The organism is Providencia sp. Je.9.19 (assembly GCF_051129765.1).
Taxonomy (GTDB): Bacteria; Pseudomonadota; Gammaproteobacteria; order Enterobacterales; family Enterobacteriaceae; genus Providencia.
Genome location: NZ_JBCPSS010000013.1, coordinates 14,326 through 30,883 on the forward strand (window position 1 = coordinate 14,326; position 16,558 = coordinate 30,883).

The 16,558-nt window shown below is 41.1% G+C and carries 25 protein-coding genes; 19 read left to right on the plus strand and 6 right to left on the minus strand.

The window, feature by feature from the left end:
• Positions 1-2: 2 nt before the first annotated feature.
• The 14 genes from rplF to AAZR93_RS21165 all read left to right on the plus strand — a co-directional run bounded on the left by rplF (position 3) and on the right by AAZR93_RS21165 (position 7,322).
• Positions 3-536: a 50S ribosomal protein L6 gene (gene rplF, locus AAZR93_RS21100; protein ID WP_434720986.1), complete on the plus strand. Its 534-nt coding sequence runs from the start codon at positions 3-5 to the stop codon at positions 534-536.
• 9 nt (positions 537-545) lie between these two features.
• Positions 546-899: a 50S ribosomal protein L18 gene (rplR, locus tag AAZR93_RS21105; protein ID WP_294106984.1), complete on the plus strand. Its 354-nt coding sequence runs from the start codon at positions 546-548 to the stop codon at positions 897-899.
• Between the two features lie 14 nt (positions 900-913).
• The gene (rpsE, locus tag AAZR93_RS21110) at positions 914-1,414 is read left to right on the plus strand and encodes a 30S ribosomal protein S5 (protein ID WP_068437224.1); all 501 of its coding nucleotides are present in this window, start codon (positions 914-916) and stop codon (positions 1,412-1,414) included.
• A 6-nt stretch (positions 1,415-1,420) separates the two neighbouring features.
• Positions 1,421-1,600 carry a 50S ribosomal protein L30 gene (gene rpmD, locus AAZR93_RS21115; RefSeq protein ID WP_008913894.1) on the plus strand — a complete coding sequence of 60 codons (180 nt, stop codon included), beginning with the start codon at positions 1,421-1,423 and terminating at the stop codon, positions 1,598-1,600.
• Between the two features lie 3 nt (positions 1,601-1,603).
• Positions 1,604-2,038: a 50S ribosomal protein L15 gene (gene rplO / locus AAZR93_RS21120; protein WP_294106983.1), complete on the plus strand. Its 435-nt coding sequence runs from the start codon at positions 1,604-1,606 to the stop codon at positions 2,036-2,038.
• Between the two features lie 7 nt (positions 2,039-2,045).
• A complete protein-coding gene (secY, locus tag AAZR93_RS21125) occupies positions 2,046-3,371 on the plus strand; it encodes a preprotein translocase subunit SecY (protein WP_004265481.1) in 1,326 nt (441 codons plus the stop codon).
• Between the two features lie 45 nt (positions 3,372-3,416).
• Entirely contained in the window at positions 3,417-3,533 is a 117-nt protein-coding gene (rpmJ, locus tag AAZR93_RS21130; RefSeq protein ID WP_006816323.1) for a 50S ribosomal protein L36, read from the plus strand.
• Between the two features lie 145 nt (positions 3,534-3,678).
• Positions 3,679-4,035 carry a 30S ribosomal protein S13 gene (rpsM, locus tag AAZR93_RS21135; protein ID WP_294106982.1) on the plus strand — a complete coding sequence of 119 codons (357 nt, stop codon included), beginning with the start codon at positions 3,679-3,681 and terminating at the stop codon, positions 4,033-4,035.
• A 16-nt stretch (positions 4,036-4,051) separates the two neighbouring features.
• The gene (gene rpsK, locus AAZR93_RS21140) at positions 4,052-4,441 is read left to right on the plus strand and encodes a 30S ribosomal protein S11 (RefSeq protein WP_004138423.1); all 390 of its coding nucleotides are present in this window, start codon (positions 4,052-4,054) and stop codon (positions 4,439-4,441) included.
• Positions 4,442-4,475: 34 nt separating this feature from the next.
• Entirely contained in the window at positions 4,476-5,096 is a 621-nt protein-coding gene (gene rpsD / locus AAZR93_RS21145) for a 30S ribosomal protein S4 (RefSeq protein ID WP_294106981.1), read from the plus strand.
• A 25-nt stretch (positions 5,097-5,121) separates the two neighbouring features.
• Positions 5,122-6,111, plus strand: a complete 990-nt coding sequence (locus AAZR93_RS21150; protein WP_004265491.1) for a DNA-directed RNA polymerase subunit alpha — start codon at positions 5,122-5,124, stop codon at positions 6,109-6,111.
• A gap of 36 nt (positions 6,112-6,147) precedes the next feature.
• Positions 6,148-6,534: a 50S ribosomal protein L17 gene (gene rplQ / locus AAZR93_RS21155; RefSeq protein ID WP_294106980.1), complete on the plus strand. Its 387-nt coding sequence runs from the start codon at positions 6,148-6,150 to the stop codon at positions 6,532-6,534.
• Between the two features lie 135 nt (positions 6,535-6,669).
• Positions 6,670-7,086 (plus strand): Zn(2+)-responsive transcriptional regulator, encoded by a 417-nt coding sequence (gene zntR / locus AAZR93_RS21160; protein ID WP_294106998.1) that lies wholly within the window; start codon positions 6,670-6,672, stop codon positions 7,084-7,086.
• A 35-nt stretch (positions 7,087-7,121) separates the two neighbouring features.
• Positions 7,122-7,322: an alternative ribosome-rescue factor A gene (locus tag AAZR93_RS21165; protein WP_294106979.1), complete on the plus strand. Its 201-nt coding sequence runs from the start codon at positions 7,122-7,124 to the stop codon at positions 7,320-7,322.
• Here AAZR93_RS21165 and mscL read toward each other — a convergent pair whose 3' ends face one another.
• From mscL to def, 5 genes are all read right to left on the minus strand, one after another.
• Positions 7,323-7,736 (minus strand): large-conductance mechanosensitive channel protein MscL, encoded by a 414-nt coding sequence (mscL, locus tag AAZR93_RS21170; RefSeq protein WP_434720987.1) that lies wholly within the window; start codon positions 7,734-7,736, stop codon positions 7,323-7,325.
• 115 nt (positions 7,737-7,851) lie between these two features.
• Positions 7,852-9,228: a Trk system potassium transporter TrkA gene (gene trkA / locus AAZR93_RS21175; RefSeq protein ID WP_434720988.1), complete on the minus strand. Its 1,377-nt coding sequence runs from the start codon at positions 9,226-9,228 to the stop codon at positions 7,852-7,854.
• A gap of 33 nt (positions 9,229-9,261) precedes the next feature.
• Complete coding sequence (gene rsmB / locus AAZR93_RS21180) at positions 9,262-10,548, minus strand: 16S rRNA (cytosine(967)-C(5))-methyltransferase RsmB (protein WP_434720989.1); 1,287 nt, start codon at positions 10,546-10,548, stop codon at positions 9,262-9,264.
• Positions 10,549-10,620: 72 nt separating this feature from the next.
• Positions 10,621-11,568, minus strand: coding sequence for a methionyl-tRNA formyltransferase (gene fmt / locus AAZR93_RS21185; protein WP_434720990.1), 948 nt, complete (start codon positions 11,566-11,568; stop codon positions 10,621-10,623).
• A 22-nt stretch (positions 11,569-11,590) separates the two neighbouring features.
• Positions 11,591-12,112: a peptide deformylase gene (gene def, locus AAZR93_RS21190; RefSeq protein ID WP_294106974.1), complete on the minus strand. Its 522-nt coding sequence runs from the start codon at positions 12,110-12,112 to the stop codon at positions 11,591-11,593.
• Between the two features lie 133 nt (positions 12,113-12,245).
• Between def and dprA the strand changes: the two genes are divergently transcribed.
• From dprA to AAZR93_RS21215, 5 genes are read left to right on the plus strand one after another with little or no spacing between them, the layout of a single operon-like run.
• On the plus strand, positions 12,246-13,325 hold the full coding sequence (dprA, locus tag AAZR93_RS21195; RefSeq protein WP_434720991.1) for a DNA-processing protein DprA: 1,080 nt from the start codon (positions 12,246-12,248) through the stop codon (positions 13,323-13,325).
• 13 nt (positions 13,326-13,338) lie between these two features.
• Positions 13,339-13,878: a topoisomerase DNA-binding C4 zinc finger domain-containing protein gene (locus AAZR93_RS21200; protein ID WP_434720992.1), complete on the plus strand. Its 540-nt coding sequence runs from the start codon at positions 13,339-13,341 to the stop codon at positions 13,876-13,878.
• Between the two features lie 12 nt (positions 13,879-13,890).
• Entirely contained in the window at positions 13,891-14,460 is a 570-nt protein-coding gene (gene tsaC / locus AAZR93_RS21205; protein WP_294106971.1) for an L-threonylcarbamoyladenylate synthase type 1 TsaC, read from the plus strand.
• A gap of 7 nt (positions 14,461-14,467) precedes the next feature.
• Positions 14,468-15,286 carry a shikimate dehydrogenase gene (gene aroE / locus AAZR93_RS21210; RefSeq protein WP_434720993.1) on the plus strand — a complete coding sequence of 273 codons (819 nt, stop codon included), beginning with the start codon at positions 14,468-14,470 and terminating at the stop codon, positions 15,284-15,286.
• Positions 15,283-15,543 (plus strand): DUF1488 domain-containing protein, encoded by a 261-nt coding sequence (locus AAZR93_RS21215; RefSeq protein WP_434720994.1) that lies wholly within the window; start codon positions 15,283-15,285, stop codon positions 15,541-15,543. Before aroE ends, AAZR93_RS21215 begins: the two co-directional genes overlap by 4 nt.
• Here AAZR93_RS21215 and AAZR93_RS21220 read toward each other — a convergent pair.
• Positions 15,519-16,064 (minus strand): gamma carbonic anhydrase family protein, encoded by a 546-nt coding sequence (locus AAZR93_RS21220; protein ID WP_294106968.1) that lies wholly within the window; start codon positions 16,062-16,064, stop codon positions 15,519-15,521. The two genes, AAZR93_RS21215 and AAZR93_RS21220, sit on opposite strands and share 25 nt — an antisense overlap.
• Positions 16,065-16,558 lie beyond the last annotated feature (494 nt).

Below are 16,558 nucleotides of genomic sequence, written 5' to 3' on the forward strand. Positions count from 1 at the left end.
GAATGTCTCGTGTGGCAAAAGCACCTGTCGTCATTCCTGCCGGCGTAGAGGTAACACTCAACGGTCAGGTAATTTCGATTAAAGGTAAAAACGGCGAGCTTAGTCGTACTATCCATAAAGCAGTTGAAGTTAAACATGAAGATGGCCACCTAACTTTCGGTCCACGCGAAGGTTTTGATGATGCTTGGGCACAGGCGGGTACTTCTCGCTCACTGCTTAACTCAATGGTTGTTGGTGTTACTGACGGCTTCACTAAAAAGCTTCAATTGGTCGGTGTAGGTTACCGTGCAGCAATCAAAGGCAACGCTGTAAGCTTGTCTTTAGGTTTCTCGCATCCGGTTGAACACGCACTGCCAGCAGGCATTATTGCTGAATGTCCAACACAAACTGAAATCGTACTGAAAGGTGCGGATAAGCAAGTGATTGGTCAAGTTGCAGCAGAATTGCGTGCTTACCGTCGTCCTGAGCCTTATAAAGGTAAGGGTGTTCGTTACGCCGATGAAATCGTGCGTACCAAAGAGGCTAAGAAGAAGTAAGGTAACACTATGGATAAGAAAGCAGCTCGTATCCGTCGTGCGACCCGCGCACGCCGCAAGATCCAAGAATTGGGTGCGACTCGCCTGGTGGTACATCGTACCCCACGCCATATTTATGCGCAGGTTATTGCACCTAACGGTTCTGAAACATTAGTAGCAGCTTCTACAGTAGAAAAAGCTATTAATGAGCAATTGAAATTCACTGGAAACAGAGATGCAGCAGTAGCAGTTGGTAAATTAATTGCTGAGCGTGCATTGGAAAAAGGCATCAAAGTTGTTGCTTTTGACCGTTCTGGTTTCCAATATCATGGTAGAGTCCAGGCACTGGCAGATGCTGCCCGTGAAGCTGGCCTTCAGTTCTAAGGTAGAGGTGTAAGATGGCTCACATCGAGAAACAAGCTGGCGAACTGCAGGAAAAGCTGATCGCGGTAAACCGCGTAGCAAAAACCGTTAAAGGTGGCCGTATTTTCAGTTTTACCGCACTAACAGTTGTTGGTGATGGTAACGGTCGCGTTGGTTTTGGTTACGGTAAAGCGCGCGAAGTTCCGGCAGCAATCCAGAAAGCGATGGAAAAAGCCCGTCGCAGTATGAAAACCGTTGCTCTAAACAACGGCACATTGTTCCACCCTGTGAAAGGTACACACACTGGTTCTCGTGTGTTTATGCAGCCTGCTCACGAAGGTACCGGTATTATTGCCGGCGGTGCAATGCGTGCAGTTTTAGACGTAGCTGGAGTTCGCAACGTCCTGGCTAAAACCTATGGTTCCACAAACCCAATCAACGTGGTTCGTGCAACACTGGATGCTTTAGACAGCATGAAGTCTCCAGAGATGGTCGCAGCTAAGCGTGGAAAATCCGTCGAAGAAATTCTGGGGTAATCGGCCATGGCTAAGACTATTAAAATTACACAAGTTCGCAGTTCAATCGGTCGTTTGCCTAAGCATAAGGCAACTCTGACTGGTCTAGGTCTGCGCCGCATTGGTCATACAGTAGAACGTGAGGATACTCCTGCGGTTCGTGGTATGGTCAACTTGGTTTCCTACATGGTTAAAGTTGAGGAGTAAGAGATGCGTTTAAATACTCTGTCTCCGGCTGAGGGTGCCAAGCATGCGCCTAAACGCGTAGGTCGTGGTATTGGTTCTGGTCTCGGTAAAACCGCCGGCCGTGGTCACAAAGGTCAGAGCTCACGCTCTGGTGGTGGCGTACGTCGTGGTTTTGAAGGTGGCCAGATGCCTTTATACCGTCGTTTGCCGAAATTCGGCTTCACTTCACGCAAAGCAATGATTACAGCCGAAATTCGTCTGTCTGACTTTGTTGCTGTTGAAGGCGATGTTATTGATCTGAACGCATTGAAAGCCGCGAACGTTGTTGGCATCCAGATTGAATATGCGAAAGTTATTCTGTCTGGCGAAGTGAATCGTGCAGTTACTGTACGTGGCCTTCGTGTTACTAAAGGTGCTCGCGCTGCAATCGAAGCTGCCGGCGGTAAAATTGAGGAATAAGTGACAGATGGCTAAACAACCAGGATTAGATTTTCAAAGTGCCAAAGGTGGAGCTGGCGAACTTAAACGCAGACTTTTGTTTGTAATAGGGGCGCTAATTGTTTTCCGAATTGGTTCTTTTATTCCAATCCCTGGTATTGATGCCACTGTGCTTGCCAAATTGCTCGAACAGCAACAAGGCACCATCATAGAAATGTTTAACATGTTCTCTGGTGGTGCTCTCAGCCGAGCTTCTATTTTTGCTTTGGGTATCATGCCGTATATTTCGGCATCGATCATTATCCAATTATTGTCTGTGGTTAATCCACGACTAGCAGAAATAAAGAAAGAAGGGGAAGCAGGTCGTCGGAAGATAAGCCAATATACTCGTTGGGGTACTCTGGTATTAGCAATATTCCAATCAATTGGTATTGCGATGGGTCTACCGAATATGCCAGGAATGCAAGGATTAGTTATTGATCCAGGTCTTCCGTTCTACTTCACGGCAGTTGTTAGCTTGGTCACTGGTACTATGTTTTTAATGTGGTTAGGTGAGCAGATAACTGAAAGAGGTATCGGAAACGGTATTTCAATTATTATCTTTGCTGGTATAGTTGCGGGTCTACCGCCGGCTATTGGCCATACCATCGAGCAAGCTCGGCAAGGCGATCTGCACTTCCTCCTGTTGCTGTTGGTTGCGGTGTTAGTATTCGCGGTTACTTTTTTTGTTGTCTTTATGGAGCGTGGTCAACGTCGTATTGTCGTTAATTATGCCAAACGTCAACAAGGTCGCCGTGTTTATGCTGCACAAAGTACACATTTACCACTGAAAGTGAATATGGCGGGTGTAATTCCTGCAATTTTTGCTTCCAGTATCATACTATTCCCGGGTACAATAGCCTCTTGGTTTGGTGATGGGACTGGTTGGGACTGGCTGACTACAATTTCTATGTACTTACAGCCTGGACAACCGTTGTATGTGTTACTTTATGCATCTGCGATCATCTTCTTCTGTTTCTTCTATACAGCGTTGGTTTTCAACCCTAGAGAAACGGCAGATAACCTGAAGAAGTCCGGTGCATTTGTACCAGGAATTCGTCCGGGAGAGCAAACGGCCAAGTACATTGATAAGGTAATGACGCGTCTAACGTTAGTTGGTGCTCTTTATATTACCTTCATCTGCCTAATCCCGGAGTTCATGCGTGACGCAATGAAAGTACCTTTCTATTTTGGTGGTACTTCCCTGTTAATCGTGGTTGTTGTTATCATGGACTTTATGGCTCAAGTGCAAACTCTGATGATGTCAAGTCAGTATGAGTCTGCATTGAAGAAAGCAAATCTGAAAGGTAAGTAATCGCTTACTGTGTTATGGTTTGCTAAGAAGTTACGGAGAGTAAAAATGAAAGTTCGTGCTTCCGTCAAGAAATTATGCCGTAATTGCAAAATTATCCGTCGCCATGGTAGCGTTCGTGTAATTTGTAGTGTTGAGCCTAGACATAAACAACGTCAAGGCTAAGAAAAAGCATTTTTTTCTTGCAAAGTTGGGTTGAGCTGGCTAAATTAGCCAGCCAATCTTTTTATCTAAGATACATTATTGTTTGAGTATCCTGAAAACGGGCTTTTCAGCACAGTAATGTATATTTTTAACTTAGGAGTGCATAGTGGCCCGTATAGCAGGCATTAACATTCCTGATCATAAACATACTGTAATCGCTTTAACATCGATTTTCGGTATCGGCAAGACTCGTTCACAGGCTATCTGTGAATCTACTGGTATTGCTGAACATGTTAAGATCAGTGAGCTGTCTGAAGAACAAATCGACAAGCTGCGTGACGAAGTTGCCAAATATGTGGTAGAAGGTGACCTACGTCGTGAAATTACCCTGAGCATCAAGCGTCTTATGGACCTTGGATGTTATCGTGGTTTACGTCATCGTCGTGGTCTTCCTGTGCGCGGACAGCGTACTAAGACTAACGCTCGTACCCGCAAGGGCCCGCGTAAGCCGATCAAGAAATAAGTCGGGGTATTGAATAATGGCAAAGGCACCAGTTCGTGCACGTAAGCGTGTAAGAAAGCAAGTCTCAGACGGTGTGGCACATGTCCATGCTTCTTTCAACAACACAATCGTTACTATTACAGACCGTCAAGGTAACGCATTAGGTTGGGCAACAGCCGGTGGTTCCGGTTTCCGTGGCTCTCGCAAATCAACTCCGTTCGCAGCTCAGGTTGCAGCAGAGCGTTGTGCGGAAGCTGTGAAAGAATACGGTATCAAGAACCTGGAAGTTATGGTTAAGGGACCGGGTCCGGGCCGCGAATCAACAATTCGTGCTCTGAACGCCGCTGGTTTCCGCATCACTAATATTACTGATGTGACTCCTATCCCTCATAACGGTTGTCGTCCACCGAAGAAACGTCGCGTTTAATTCGCCCCGTTTTTAGGACTGTTGGAGAAAGAAAATGGCTAGATATTTGGGTCCCAAGCTCAAGCTGAGCCGTCGCGAAGGAACAGACCTCTTTTTGAAGTCTGGCGTCCGTGCGATAGAGACCAAGTGTAAATTAGATCAAGCTCCAGGCCAGCACGGTGCGCGTAAACCGCGTCTGTCTGACTATGGTGTTCAGTTACGTGAAAAACAAAAAGTTCGTCGTACATACGGTGTTCTAGAGCGTCAATTCCGTAACTATTATAAAGAAGCAACGCGTCTGAAAGGCAACACAGGTGAAAACCTGCTGACTCTGCTTGAAGGCCGTCTTGATAACGTAGTTTATCGTATGGGTTTCGGCGCAACTCGCGCAGAATCACGTCAAATGGTTAGCCACAAGGCTATCATGGTAAATGGTCGCGTAGTTAATATCGCTTCTTATCAGGTTTCCCCGAATGACGTTATCAGCGTTCGTGAGAAAGCCAAAAATCAGTCTCGCATTAAGGCTGCTTTAGAGCTGGCTGAACAGCGTGAGAAGCCAACTTGGCTGGAAGTTGATGTTGCTAAAATGGAAGGTGTGTTCAAACGTATTCCTGAACGTACTGACTTGTCTGCGGACATTAACGAACACCTGATCGTCGAGCTTTACTCCAAGTAAAGCTTAGCACCAAAGAGAGGACACAATGCAGGGTTCTGTGACAGAGTTTCTAAAACCGCGCCTGGTAGATATCGAGCAAGTGAGTTCGACGCACGCTAAGGTGACCCTTGAGCCTTTAGAGCGTGGCTTTGGCCATACTCTTGGTAACGCACTGCGCCGTATTCTGCTTTCGTCTATGCCGGGTTGTGCGGTGACAGAGGTTGAGATTGATGGTGTACTGCATGAGTACAGCACTAAAGAAGGTGTACAGGAAGATATCCTGGAGATTCTCCTCAACCTGAAAGGGCTGGCGGTTAAAGTTCAGGGGAAAGATGAAGTTATTTTAACCTTGAATAAATCTGGCATTGGCCCTGTAACCGCCGCCGACATCATCCATGATGGTGATGTCGAAATCGTCAAGCCACAGCACATCATTTGCCACCTTACTGACGAAAGTGCGTCTATTAATATGCGCATTAAAGTTCAGCGTGGTCGTGGTTATGTGCCGGCTTCTGCCCGAGTTCATTCGGAAGAAGATGAGCGCCCAATTGGTCGTTTGTTAGTCGATGCTTGCTACAGCCCTGTAGAGCGTATAGCCTACAATGTTGAAGCAGCTCGTGTTGAGCAACGTACTGACTTGGATAAGTTAGTTATTGAAATGGAAACTAACGGTACAATCGATCCTGAAGAGGCGATTCGCCGTGCAGCGACCATTCTGGCTGAACAACTTGAAGCTTTTGTTGATTTACGTGATGTACGTCAACCAGAAGTTAAAGAAGAGAAACCAGAATTCGATCCTATCTTACTGCGCCCAGTTGACGATCTGGAATTGACTGTCCGCTCTGCTAACTGCCTTAAAGCAGAAGCTATCCACTACATCGGTGATCTTGTACAGCGTACAGAAGTTGAGTTGCTTAAAACGCCTAACCTTGGTAAGAAATCACTTACTGAAATTAAGGACGTCTTGGCATCTCGCGGTCTTTCTCTGGGCATGCGCTTAGAAAATTGGCCGCCAGCTAGTATCGCTGACGATTAGGTCACAGGTTAAGGTTTTACTGAGAAGGATAAGGTCATGCGCCATCGTAAGAGTGGTCGTCAATTGAACCGCAACAGCAGCCACCGCCAAGCTATGTTCCGTAACATGGCAGGTTCTTTAGTTCGTCACGAGATAATCAAGACGACTCTGCCTAAAGCGAAAGAACTGCGTCGCGTCGTTGAGCCGCTGATTACTCTTGCCAAGACGGATAGCGTTGCTAATCGTCGTCTGGCATTCGCCCGTACTCGTGATAACGAGATCGTGGCAAAATTATTTAATGAACTGGGACCTCGTTTCGCAGCTCGTGCTGGTGGTTACACTCGTATTCTTAAGTGTGGACACCGTACAGGTGACAATGCTCCGATGGCTTACATCGAACTTGTTGACCGTGCTGTAGAGTCTCAAGAAGTTGTTGCAGAGTAATCTGTAATTGCTTTCAAGAAAACCGGGTATTTATTGCCCGGTTTTTTTGTACCTGCTATTCTTACCCTTCATATTTGCATTTTACCCTTGAAATATTCTTTATAAATCCATACCTACTGGTGAGAAATTATGAATATGTATAAAATAGGCCAAATCGCTAAGCTTGCGGATGTGACTCCTGATACTATTCGTTTTTATGAAAAGCAGGGGTTAATGGGGCATAAAGTTAGAACGGAAGGGGGTTACCGATTATTTACGGAACAGGATTTACAACGGTTACGTTTTATTCGTTATGCTAAGCAACTGGGTTTTACTTTAGAGGCTATCACGGAATTACTTTCAATTAGAGTCGATCCAGAGCATCATACATGTCAGCAATCAAAGCATATTGTTGATCTCAGATTACATGAGGTTGAAAAAAAGATTCAAGAGCTTATTATTATGCGAGACTCATTAAAAATGTTGAGTTCCGTATGTTGTGGTGATGAACATGCCACAACCTATTGTTCAATTATGGAGATTCTAGAGAAGGGTGCATCAAAGATTTATTAAATTATAAATCATCAATTAACGTTAAAAGGTCTGCTATGAGCAAATATCAGCATAAACGCGGTGAGATTAAAGATAATGCAATTGAGGCATTATTGCATGATCCATTATTTCGCCAACGGGTTGAAAAAAATAAAAAAGGTAAAGGAAGTTATAATCGTAAAGGAGTAAATAATAAAAATGCTAACTGGGAGGCCAGTGGTAATCAGTTAATATACTTATTACCACTGGCCTTTTAATTATTTCTTATTCTGTTCTTTCAATAAATCACGGATTTCTGATAATAATACTTCTTCTGAAGTTGGTGCCGGTGGTTCAGTTGGTGTTGCTTCTTCTTTTTCACGGCGAACTTTATTCATTACTTTTATTGCCATAAATATTGCGAAAGCAACAATAACGAAATCAAAGACTGTTTGTAAGAAAATACCATAATTAAGGACTACCGCAGGTAAACCTTCATGTGCTTCTCTTAATATTATACTGAATTGTTTAAAATCAACCCCACCGATTAGCAAGCCTAGAGGTGGCATAATGATATCAGCAACTAATGATGAAACTATTTTCCCGAATGCAGCACCAATAATAATACCGACTGCCATATCCACAACATTGCCTTTCATGGCAAATTCACGGAACTCTTTTAAAAAACTCATTTGATGACCCCTTAACCTGAATAAGTAACTCAATTGCTACAAAGTATGTATGTGATTAACAAATTATAGTATCTAAAATAATTATGCTGCAAATATTTATTACTTTTTCTTATTACTATAAAAAGAAAGGGCTAGGTTGGAATAGTTTTTCGACATCGGGTACATATTTTTTATCTGTAATAAACATGATGACGTGATCCCCTTGCTCAATAATATGGTAATCACTAGCAATAATAACTTCATCTTCTCTTACTATTGAACCAATAATAGTGCCAGGTGGTAGTTTTATTTCTGATATTTTTTTACCAACAACTTTGGATGTATTTTCATCACCATGAGCAATAGCTTCTATTGCTTCAGCAACACCTCTTCTTAATGACGAAACACTTACTATATCTGCTTTTCTGACATGACTTAATAAGGCAGAAATTGTTGCTTGTTGAGGTGATACCGCAATATCAATTACGCCACCTTGAACTAATTCAACATAAGCAGAGCGTTGTATCAGTACCATTGCTTTTTTCGCGCCCATTTTTTTAGCTAGCATTGCTGACATAATATTTGCTTCATCATCATTAGTTACAGCAATAAACACATCCATTTGCTCGATATGTTCTTCAGTTAATAATTCTTGATCAGATGCATCACCATAAAAAACAATTGTGTCATGTAACAACTCGGCAAGTTCAGTTGCCCTTTGTTGGTTTCGTTCGACTAATTTGACGCTATAATCTTTTTCGAGTCGTTTGGCTAATCCCGCACCAACATTACCACCACCAACTATCATTAAACGCTTGTAAGGTTTTTCTAGTCGTTGAAGTTCACTCATAACGGCTCGAATATGTTGAGTTGATGCGACGAAAAAGACTTCATCACCAGCCTCAATAATAGTCGAGCCTTGAGGACGTATCGGTCTATCTTGGCGAAATATAGCGACAACACGAGTATCAATGTGGGGCATGTGTTCGCGTAAACTAGAAAGAGCATTACCAACGAGTGAGCCGCCATAGTAGGCTTTGACCGCAACAATACTGACTTTGCCTTCTGCAAAGTTAACAACTTGAAGTGCGCCAGGGTACTGAATGAGCTTGTAGATGTAATCGATGACTAATTGCTCAGGAGAAATTAAATAGTCAATTGGAATTTGCTCAGGCAGAAATAATTTATCGGCTTCACGTATATATTCAGTAGCTCTAATACGGGCAATTTTATTAGGCGTATTAAAGAGGCTATATGCAATTTGGCATGCAATCATATTTGTTTCGTCAGAGTTAGTGACAGCAACTAGCATATCAGCATCTTCTGCTCCTGCATCCCTAAGGACTCTGGGATGAGAGCCATGGCCATTGACAACTCGTAGATCAAATTGATCTTGAAGTTGACGTAATCGATCCGCATCGGTGTCAACGACAGTAATATCATTGTTCTCATCAACTAAATTTTCAGCGAGTGTACCGCCAACTTGTCCGGCACCTAGAATAATGATCTTCATTGCATATTCCTATATGTGAGAATTTATCGCCTGTTACTGTGCCTGTTTTACCAAGCGGGCATAAAAAAATCCATCACCACCAGTGGTGCTCGGCAGTATTTGCAATCCGGCTTCAGTTCCATCATTTAGGCACGCGTCTGAGTGTTTAGCGAGAAAATTTTGAATTTGTAGACTATTTTCTTCAGGGAGCACAGAACATGTTGCATAAAGAAGTGTTCCGTTAGGTTTAAGGTATGGCCAAACTGATTCTAAAATCTTAGATTGTAGTTGTGCAAGTTCATTTATATCAGAATCACGTCTTAGCCATTTGATGTCAGGATGACGTCTTATAACACCAGTCGCTGAGCATGGTGCATCAAGTAAAATTCTGTCAAACAGTTGTCCATCAGCCCATTGTTCCGGTTTAGTTCCATCACCTTCAATTACGGTTGCATGCTGTTTTAGTCGTTTTAGATTTTCTTTAACTCGTTTTAGACGAAATTCGTCAATATCGACTGCAAGCACATTGGCTTTGGGCGCTAATTCTAGAATGTGAGTTGTTTTACCTCCAGGTGCAGCGCAGAGGTCTAAAATATTTTCATTATTTTTTGGCTGAAGAAGCTCGGCGCAGCCTTGAGCTGAAGCATCTTGAACTGTTGACCAACCATCTTCAAATCCAGGTAATTTTGATACAGGGGTTGGTTCATCTAAGCATATAGCACTAGGGCGTGAAGGATGTAGTTGTGCTGAAATATCAACTTGTTCTAATAATTCAAGGTATTGCTTTGCGCTATGGTATTGAGAGTTGACTCTTAACCACATAGGTGGACGCTGATTGTTAGCATCTACAATTGATTGCCATTCATTAGGATATGCATCTTGTAAGCGTTTTAATAACCAACTTGGATGTAAGTATTGGCTATTATTGTTTTCATTGCGCTCTTCTAATTGTACTTGTTGGCGTAAAAAAGATCGTAGTACACCATTTACAAGTCCTTTTAACTGAGGGCGCTTTAGTGCAACCGCTCCATCTACAGTTTCAGCTAATGCAGCATGTGCTGGGATTCGGGTATAAAGTAGTTGATAAATACCAACCATAATTAAGTAATGTAAGGTTCTTTGTTTCCCAGTTAATGGTTTTTCCATTAATTGGCTAATAAACCATTCAAGTTTAGGTAGATATCTTAAGACACCGAAGCAAATCTCTTGTAATAAAGATTTATCTTTATCATTTATATTTCGTTGTAGCTCGGGAAGCACTGCACTTAGTGATTGTCCATTATCAAGTACTTGGCTAATGGCAGTCGCCGCAATACTGCGTAAATTATATGTATTTTTCATAAGAGAAGGTGTGTCTTTTAGTTTCTGAATGAAAATTGCCTGAGTTTATCTACAGGCAATTTTGTAGATAAATTAGTCTATCTGTTGTTCAGGAGTGAACCATTCGCGACGGGAATTTAATAAATCTTGTGCGCTCATCGCTTTTTTTCCCGGAGGTTGCAACTGGGTTATATTGAGAATTCCATTACCAGTGGCAATGCTAATTCCTTTTTTATCGGCGCTAATTATAGTTCCAGGCTGCTTATTATGTATTTCAGTAATGACTTCAGCTTGCCAAACTTTGATTAGTTGCTCTTGAACGATAAAATAACTCATCGGCCAAGGGTTAAATGCTCGGATACAACGTTCGATATGCTCTGCTGGTTGCCGCCAATCGATACGTGCTTCTTCTTTGGATAATTTTTCAGCGTAATTTGCTAATGAATTATCCTGTTTTTCTGGAATACAATGACCAGATGATAGCATTTCTACAGTATGAATAAGTGCTTTAGGACCTGTTATGGCTAATTTGTCATATAGTGTTGCACTTGTATCATCGGAGGTAATAGCGCAAGTTATTTTATATAACATATCACCGGTATCAAGACCTGCGTCCATTTGCATAATAGTCACACCCGTTTCATTGTCGCCAGCCCATATAGAGCGTTGAATTGGTGCAGCTCCTCGCCAACGAGGTAGTAAGGAACCGTGGACGTTAAGGCAACCAAGACGAGGAATATCTAAAACGGCTTGTGGTAAAATTAAGCCATAAGCAACCACAATCATTAAGTCGGCATTTCTATCTTTAATCCACTGCTGGTTCTCCGTATCTTTTAGCGTTATAGGCTGAAAGATGGGAATTTTATGTTCTTCTGCTAGCATCTTAACAGGACTTGGCGTGAGTTTTTTTCCTCTACCTGCCGGTTTATCATGACGAGTAAGAACACCAACAATTTGATGGTTTGTTTCAAGTAATGCAGCCAAATGTTTGGCTGCAAAATCGGGAGTACCTGCAAAGATAATTTTTAATGGTTCTGACACAGAATTTTCCCTGTTTATTTAATTAGCTATTCTTGGCTTCTTTTGCTTTTATTCTATCTAGTTTTTCAACTTTTTGACGGATACGCTGGCGTTTTAGCGGAGATAGATAATCAACGAATAACTTACCAACAAGATGATCCATTTCATGTTGGATACAAATAGCTAGCAGCCCATCAGCTTCCAGTTCAAATGAGTCACCATTGTAGTCTAGGGCTCGAACTTTTACCTGTTCAGCTCTTGGGACGAACCCATGTTGTTCTGGTATTGAAAGGCAGCCTTCCTCTATACCTGTTTCTCCTGATTTATCGAGCAGCTCAGGATTAATAAGTACAAGGCGCTCATTGCGTGATTCAGAGACATCAATAACGATAATTCGCTGGTGGATGTCAACTTGAGTTGCAGCAAGCCCTATACCTTCCTCTTCATACATAGTCTCGAACATATCATCGATTATACGTTGAATTGAGGCATCAATTTTTTCGACTGGCTTTGCAATAGTGCGTAAGCGTTCGTCTGGATAATGTAATACGTTTAATACTGACATAGATTTTTCGAACGGCTTCCAAAAATGTGAATGGGAATTAATGCCTATTCTAGACATTTATCTAGCATATTGACAGTATTGGTTATGATTTGTTCACCAAAGAACATGCTAATAAACAAGTCAGGATGACAAAATGAATGTGCAGGAAATTTGGCTAAGGATGTCTCAGGTAAATAAAGTATTACCCCAGTACGCATTACAAATAATTAATAAGCTAAAACAATTAAATAGAATGAGTTGTACGACTTTGCAAAAATGTGGTTTGAATGAAATGCAAAGCTTACAATTTTTGAATATGCCAACGCATCGAATTAACTTAGTTCTCAAATGGTTAGATAATAAAGAAAATCAGATGATTACATTTAGTAATCCTCAATATCCATTTTTATTGAAACAAATCCATAACCCTCCTCTTATACTTTTTATAGTAGGAAGACAGGAATTATTGGCAACAGCACAAATTGCCATCATCGGAAGTCGTCAAGCGAGTGAATATGGACAAAAATGGACAGAAATATTTGTAAAAGAGTTTGTGAGTTATGGGCTAACGATTACAAGTGGTCTTGCTTTAGGAATTGATGGAATGAGCCATAAAGCTGCAATTGCAAATCATGGTAATACAATTGCTGTATTAGGTAGTGGACTTGGAAATATTTATCCGAAACAACATATATCTTTAGCTGAACAAATCAAACAAGAGGGATTACTTGTTTCTGAATACTTACCTGATACCCCTCCTTTGCCAAAACAATTTCCACGACGCAATCGAATTATTAGTGGTCTAAGTAAAGCAATTGTGGTTATTGAGGCGGGTATGAAAAGTGGATCATTGATAACTGCACGTTATGCGATTGAACAAAATAGAGATCTTTTCACATTACCTGCGCCGCTAGGAAACACTGCATTTAGTGGTAATCATTGGTTATTACAACAAGGCGCTTACTTATTGGCTCAACCAGAGGATATCATACAGCACTTAGAGTGTGAGTTAAGTTGGCTACAATCAGAATTAGTGGGAGAAGATATACCCGTTACAGAGTTTAACCTGACAGAAAATAAAATTTTAGGTATGGTGGGATACCAAGCTACACCCGTAGATGTAATTGCAGAACAGATGCAAATGCCAATAACGCAAATAATTTCACTTTTAACTGAAATGGAAATAAATGGAATTATTACCTCTACTGCTGGTGGGTACATAAGGTTGAGTTAGTTAAGAGAAAATCATGTCAAAGCAATTGCCTTTTGATACAGAAAAAAATGAATATTGTCCTGATTGTGGCGCGTTACTTGTTATTCGTAATAGTGCTCATGGACCTTTTCTGGCTTGCTCTGGTTATCCAGGGTGCCAATATCTACGACCGTTACGTTCAGTAACTGAAAGCCATATTGTTAAAGTATTAGAGGGACAGAACTGCCCTGAGTGTGGACATGATTTAGTCTTAAAACAAGGCCGATTTGGTATGTTTATTGGTTGTAGTCATTATCCTAGTTGTGAGCATACTGAATTAATTGATAAGCCGGATGAAACTAAAATCCCTTGTCCTCAATGTCAAAAAGGCAATCTCCTACAGCGTAAGTCTAGGTTTGGAAAGACATTTTATGCTTGTGATAATTATCCTAGCTGCCAATTTATAATCAATAATAAGCCAGTTACTGGAAAGTGTGAGTTTTGTGAATATCCATTATTGATGGAAAAAAAGGGCGGACAGGGCGTAAAATTATGTTGTGCCAGTAAACGTTGTGGTAAGTCACAAGAAAAATAATGAGTTAAAACTATGCAAAATAAATCTACACCTGCAATTGAACGTATTATTACATCACTTGAACAAGAAGAAGTTATTGCGTATCCAACCGAAGCTGTTTTTGGCTTGGGATGTGACCCTGATAGTGAGAAAGCGGTTAATAAGCTACTTGAACTAAAACAGCGTCCATGGGAAAAAGGATTGATTCTTATTGCCGATAATTATGAGCAATTGAAAAACTATGTTGATGATAGCCAGTTAACCCATGCGCAAATGGACGTCATGTATAGTAGTTGGCCGGGACCAGTTACTTGGGTGATACCAGCAAAAACAACCACACCAAAATGGTTAACGGGAAAATTTGATACCTTAGCTGTTCGAGTCACGGATCATGAATTAGTTAAAGCGCTATGTAAAAGATATGGAAAACCAATTGTTTCGACAAGTGCAAATTTAAGTGGTTTAGAGCCTTGTAGAACAACTAATGATGTTATTGAACAATTTCACGGTAGCATTCCGGTCCTTGATGGATTAGTGGGTGGTCGACAGAATCCATCTGAAATTAAAGATGCTAAGACTGGGCAATTATATCGTAAAGGATAAATATTAAATGGGAATGTTTGCCGTTTTTGGAAACCCAATTGAGCACAGTAAGTCACCATTGATACACCAAATGTTTGCTGAGCAGACAGGCGTTTCCCTCGAGTACCAAAAAATCTTATCGCCGATAGATAGTTTTGAGCAGAATGTCGTAAATTTTTTCTCTCAGGGTGGGAAAGGCGCAAATATTACATTGCCATTTAAAGAAAGAGCATACCAGTTAGTTTCAGAATTGACAGATAGAGCTCAAATTTGTGGCGCTGTAAACACCATCATGAAGCTTGATGATCATCGTTTGCTAGGCGATAACACGGATGGAATGGGGTTGTTGTTAGATCTACAACGACTCGAGTTTATTCATTCAAATAGTAAAATTTTAATTATTGGCGCTGGTGGTGCAACCCGAGGTGCTTTGCTGCCTCTTTTAGAATATGGTTGTCATATCACATTGACGAATAGAACTTTTTCCAAAGTTGAACGATTAGTTGAGCAATTTTCGGGAATTGGTCATATTCAAGGTCGGGAGATCTGTCAGATCGCATCTGCTGAATTTGATCTTATTATTAATGCGACCTCTTCAGGTGTGAACGGAGAGATCCCAGAGATTAGCCCTGATATTTTTTCTTCAGAGGTTGCTTGTTATGACATGTTTTATCAAAACACGCTAACACCGTTTCTTTCATTTGCAGGTGAGCATAAAACAAAAATAGTGGCTGATGGGCTAGGTATGTTAGTTGGGCAGGCTGCATTTGCATTTAAACTATGGCACGGCATTCTTCCCGAAATAGCACCCGTTTTATCGATATTACAACGTGAGCTCAGGATATGAATCAGGCCATTCAATTTCCAGATAGAGAAGAATGGGATGCATTAGCACGCAAAGTGCGGTTTCCTGTACTTATTAGCGGAATGCTATCGGAGTGTATTATTTCAGAGTCGTTTCTATATAGTCGCTATGGTAAGCAAGAAACGGCACTTGCTGTATTCCAAAGTCACCGTTGGGATTTAGAAGAAGAGTTTGAGGCTTTGATTGGTCAAGGCCTCAAAGATGAAAATGACGTCTATATGTTGTCAGAGGACAAATAGTTGTTTTTCCATTCAACATAATTATTTGCTGAGTAACGTAAATGATTGAGTTCTTTGTCTGTGAGTTTTCTAACAGCTTTTGCAGGGCTACCTATATACAGGTAGCCTGATTCCAATCTCTTTCCTTGTGTAACTAAACTATTTGCACCGATGACAACATCATTTTCAATTATTGCACCATCTATAATGACAGAGCCCATACCAACCAATACTCGATCTCCGATTGTGCAACCGTGAAGCATGACTTTATGACCGATGGTGACATCTTCTCCAATAATTAATGGATTACCTTCAGGGTTATTTAAAGATTTGTGAGTGACATGTAAAACAGATCCATCTTGTATATTTGTACGGGCACCAATTGAAATATAGTTAACATCACCGCGTAATACAGATAAAGGCCAGATACTGACGTCATCTGCTAAGCGAACATCCCCAATAATTACGGAAGACGGATCGATAAACACAGTAGATGTGATAGTTGGATAAGTATTTAAATAAGGTCTTAGTAATTTATTCATATTGGTAGCCATAAAAGAAAATCAATCTATGAAGATTAATATCTTAGAAAGAAAAGAATAATACTATAAGTATAAAGGAAATTGAGCTTCTTTTATAACCATTGTGGTAGTAAAAAACACATAGTGATGATTTTATCCGCAAACAGTACTATTTTTTAAAAAAAAGGTTGTGTAATTTTAAGAGCTCCCTATAATTCGCATCCGTTGTCACGGCAAACCACTTCGGTGGTCAGGGTTAGAAAAAGAAAACCCTAAGCCAAACTTGAAAAAGTGAGTGACACTAAGGTGTGAAGAAAGAAAAAGTTGAAAATAACCACTTGACTTTCTAAAAGAAAAACGTAGTATACACACCTCGCAACAACGACCCGATTCACAGAATTTGGTGTCGACATCGAAAGATGAGTTGCAACGCTCTTTAACAATTTATCAGACAATCTGTGTGGGCACTCACAAGACACTATCAAAAAAGTATTATTTGAAGTTAAAGTCTTGAA

Excerpts from the sequence above, each read along its gene's own strand:
- rplF (WP_434720986.1), top strand. The coding sequence starts at position 3 with ATGTCTCGTGTGGCAAAAGCACCTGTCGTCATTCCTGCCGGCGTAGAG.
- rplR (WP_294106984.1), top strand. The coding sequence starts at position 546 with ATGGATAAGAAAGCAGCTCGTATCCGTCGTGCGACCCGCGCACGCCGC.
- rpsE (WP_068437224.1), top strand. The coding sequence starts at position 914 with ATGGCTCACATCGAGAAACAAGCTGGCGAACTGCAGGAAAAGCTGATC.
- rpmD (WP_008913894.1), top strand. The coding sequence starts at position 1,421 with ATGGCTAAGACTATTAAAATTACACAAGTTCGCAGTTCAATCGGTCGT.
- rplO (WP_294106983.1), top strand. The coding sequence starts at position 1,604 with ATGCGTTTAAATACTCTGTCTCCGGCTGAGGGTGCCAAGCATGCGCCT.
- secY (WP_004265481.1), top strand. The coding sequence starts at position 2,046 with ATGGCTAAACAACCAGGATTAGATTTTCAAAGTGCCAAAGGTGGAGCT.
- rpmJ (WP_006816323.1), top strand. The coding sequence starts at position 3,417 with ATGAAAGTTCGTGCTTCCGTCAAGAAATTATGCCGTAATTGCAAAATT.
- rpsK (WP_004138423.1), top strand. The coding sequence starts at position 4,052 with ATGGCAAAGGCACCAGTTCGTGCACGTAAGCGTGTAAGAAAGCAAGTC.
- rpsD (WP_294106981.1), top strand. The coding sequence starts at position 4,476 with ATGGCTAGATATTTGGGTCCCAAGCTCAAGCTGAGCCGTCGCGAAGGA.
- AAZR93_RS21150 (WP_004265491.1), top strand. The coding sequence starts at position 5,122 with ATGCAGGGTTCTGTGACAGAGTTTCTAAAACCGCGCCTGGTAGATATC.
- rplQ (WP_294106980.1), top strand. The coding sequence starts at position 6,148 with ATGCGCCATCGTAAGAGTGGTCGTCAATTGAACCGCAACAGCAGCCAC.
- zntR (WP_294106998.1), top strand. The coding sequence starts at position 6,670 with ATGTATAAAATAGGCCAAATCGCTAAGCTTGCGGATGTGACTCCTGAT.
- AAZR93_RS21165 (WP_294106979.1), top strand. The coding sequence starts at position 7,122 with ATGAGCAAATATCAGCATAAACGCGGTGAGATTAAAGATAATGCAATT.
- mscL (WP_434720987.1), bottom strand. The coding sequence starts at position 7,736 with ATGAGTTTTTTAAAAGAGTTCCGTGAATTTGCCATGAAAGGCAATGTT.
- trkA (WP_434720988.1), bottom strand. The coding sequence starts at position 9,228 with ATGAAGATCATTATTCTAGGTGCCGGACAAGTTGGCGGTACACTCGCT.
- rsmB (WP_434720989.1), bottom strand. The coding sequence starts at position 10,548 with ATGAAAAATACATATAATTTACGCAGTATTGCGGCGACTGCCATTAGC.
- def (WP_294106974.1), bottom strand. The coding sequence starts at position 12,112 with ATGTCAGTATTAAACGTATTACATTATCCAGACGAACGCTTACGCACT.
- dprA (WP_434720991.1), top strand. The coding sequence starts at position 12,246 with ATGAATGTGCAGGAAATTTGGCTAAGGATGTCTCAGGTAAATAAAGTA.
- AAZR93_RS21200 (WP_434720992.1), top strand. The coding sequence starts at position 13,339 with ATGTCAAAGCAATTGCCTTTTGATACAGAAAAAAATGAATATTGTCCT.
- tsaC (WP_294106971.1), top strand. The coding sequence starts at position 13,891 with ATGCAAAATAAATCTACACCTGCAATTGAACGTATTATTACATCACTT.
- aroE (WP_434720993.1), top strand. The coding sequence starts at position 14,468 with ATGGGAATGTTTGCCGTTTTTGGAAACCCAATTGAGCACAGTAAGTCA.
- AAZR93_RS21215 (WP_434720994.1), top strand. The coding sequence starts at position 15,283 with ATGAATCAGGCCATTCAATTTCCAGATAGAGAAGAATGGGATGCATTA.
- AAZR93_RS21220 (WP_294106968.1), bottom strand. The coding sequence starts at position 16,064 with ATGAATAAATTACTAAGACCTTATTTAAATACTTATCCAACTATCACA.